The sequence below is a fragment of the Mesorhizobium sp. M1A.F.Ca.IN.020.04.1.1 genome (assembly GCF_003997315.1).
Taxonomy (GTDB): domain Bacteria; phylum Pseudomonadota; class Alphaproteobacteria; order Rhizobiales; family Rhizobiaceae; genus Mesorhizobium.
The window spans coordinates 1-2,202 of record NZ_RZSN01000346.1 but is presented as its reverse complement, the minus strand read 5'-3'; the positions used below and the strand labels follow the sequence as shown (position 1 = coordinate 2,202).

The window sequence follows — 2,202 nt, the reverse complement described above, 5'->3', positions numbered from 1 at the left end:
GTCCAGGACCGCTATGATGTCGTGGTCCTCGATTGCCCTCCGCAGCTCGGGTACCTGACCCTGACGGCTTTATCGTCGGCTACCGCGGTCCTGATCACGGTGCATCCGCAAATGCTAGATGTGATGTCGATGTGTCAGTTCCTATTGATGCTTGGCGAGATCCTCAATCCTATCAAACGCGGCGGCGGCAATATGAACCTCGACTGGTTTCGTTATCTTGTTACGAGGTTCGAGCCTGGCGACGGTCCGCAAGCGCAAATGGTCGACTTCATGCGCGTGATTTTCGGTGGCTTCGTCCTCAAGAACGAGATGCTGAAGAGCACCGCAATATCGGACGCGGGTATCACCAAGCAGACACTCTACGAGGTCGAGCGTAGCCAGTTGACAAGATCAACGTACGACCGCGCCATGGAATCCCTCCATAACGTCAACGGCGAGATCACTTCGCTGGTCCACCAGGCATGGGGGCGGACATGACGCTGATTGAAGTGGCAAACCCCGTCGGAGGGCTTCGAAATGGCACGTAAGGGCCTATTGGCGGGCATCTTGGATGAGGACGAGTTTACGGCCGTAAACTCGGCCGAGACAGCTGCGCCGCTTGCAGCGCGATCCGGCAGGGGTGCTTTCGGCATGATGAGCCGGGCCGCCGACGAAATGGCGACCAAAGTCGAGGCCGCGCAGGAAATAGAGAGAAAGCTGCTCGCAGGCGAGACGGTCATCGAGGTTGATCCCGACCATTTGGACAGCTCTTTCGTCATCGATCGAATGGATCAGGACGAGGGTCGCTTCGAGGACTTGGTGCAAGCCATTGGTGAGCGGGGGCAGGATTCGCCAATCCTTGTCAGGCCGCACCCAAGCACCGAAGGCCGTTATCAAATCGTATTCGGCCACCGGCGCGTAAAAGCCGCAAAGGCGCTTGGCAGAACTGTCCGAGCGGTCGTCAAGCCGTTGTCCGATCGTGACCATGTTGTCGCCCAAGGGCAGGAGAACACTGCACGAGCGGACCTCTCGTTCATCGAACGTGCGCTGTTTGCGGCTAAACTTGCCGCACGCGGGTTCGACACCCAGACGATCATGTCGGCCTTGTCGGTGAATAAGACTGTCGTGTCGAAAATGGCATCCGTCACAAAACAGATTCCAGTCGAGCTTATTCAAGCAATCGGTGCTGCGCGAGGGACCGGGCGAGATCGATGGTACGACCTGTCCGTCAAATGTCGCGTTAGAGGTAACCTCGAGAAGGCCATGAGGTTCGTCGGAAAACAGAAGTTCCTAGAGGTTGAAAGCGATACAAGGTTCAGCCTTCTTTTCAATCACCTTCCCAGCGACGAAGCAATCGCCGATCACCAAGCGGCAACGGGATCGAAGAGGGCCGTAGCTCCAGCTTGGGCTCCGTCTGACAAATCCGTCCGCGTCACGGCGAAAGATACCGGAAAGGCGTTCACGCTGTCCTTGAAAGAACGGGACGGAGTTCGCTTCGGTACCTGGATTTCCGAGAATCTGGAGCTGCTCTACAGCGAGTTCAGGCGATCGGAAACGAGCAACACAGGAGAATGAACCCGCAAAAGAAAAAGGCCCCCGAACGTCACCGTCGCGGAAGCCCTTCTCGTATCTAGACAATCCGAGAATCTCATTTCCGCGAATCACTGTCAAGAGTCTTAGGCGTCGTTTTGGCGAGCAGGTTTCTTTTGCCTAATTAGAAGGCGAAGGAAGAAATGGAGACGGGTATTGCAACGACGCCCTTTGGGCGGCGGCCGATGTCGCTTGCCATGCTGGCAGCGCAAAACGAGTCACGCGAGATCCCCAAGGGCAGGGTGGTCGACAAGTGGCAGATCTATCGTAACCTCTGCGAGGGCAAGAGCATTGTCGGCATCGGCGATCGCGCTCTGGCCGTCCTGAATGCGTTGCTATCATTCTATCCGGACAGTGAGTTGAGTGAGGAAAACGGCCTCATCGTCTTTCCCTCGAACGCACAGCTGTCCCTCAGGGCGCACGGAATGCCCGATGCCACAGTGAGGCGCCACCTGGCGGCTCTTGTGGACTGCGGGCTAGTCATCCGCCGGGACAGCCCGAACGGCAAGCGTTATGCGCGGAAGGGCAGAGGAGGGGAGATTGAGGAAGCATTTGGCTTCTCCCTGGCGCCGTTGCTGGCCCGTGCCTGCGAGTTCGAGGCGGCGGCCGCGTGTGTTCGCGCCGACAACAGGG

At 57.8% G+C, this 2,202-nt stretch carries 3 protein-coding genes; all 3 read left to right on the top strand.

Annotated features, from left to right (window positions below; all coding sequences use genetic code 11):
• Window positions 1-477 (top strand): AAA family ATPase (locus tag EOA49_RS31670; RefSeq protein ID WP_164749377.1); only part of this gene is annotated, 477 nt, incomplete at its 5' end.
• Window positions 478-516: 39 nt separating this feature from the next.
• A complete protein-coding gene (repB, locus tag EOA49_RS31665) occupies window positions 517-1,554 on the top strand; it encodes a plasmid partitioning protein RepB (protein WP_127241539.1) in 1,038 nt (345 codons plus the stop codon).
• 158 nt (window positions 1,555-1,712) lie between these two features.
• The coding region (repC, locus tag EOA49_RS31660; protein ID WP_281058470.1) for a plasmid replication protein RepC at window positions 1,713-2,202 on the top strand (490 nt) is incomplete at its 3' end.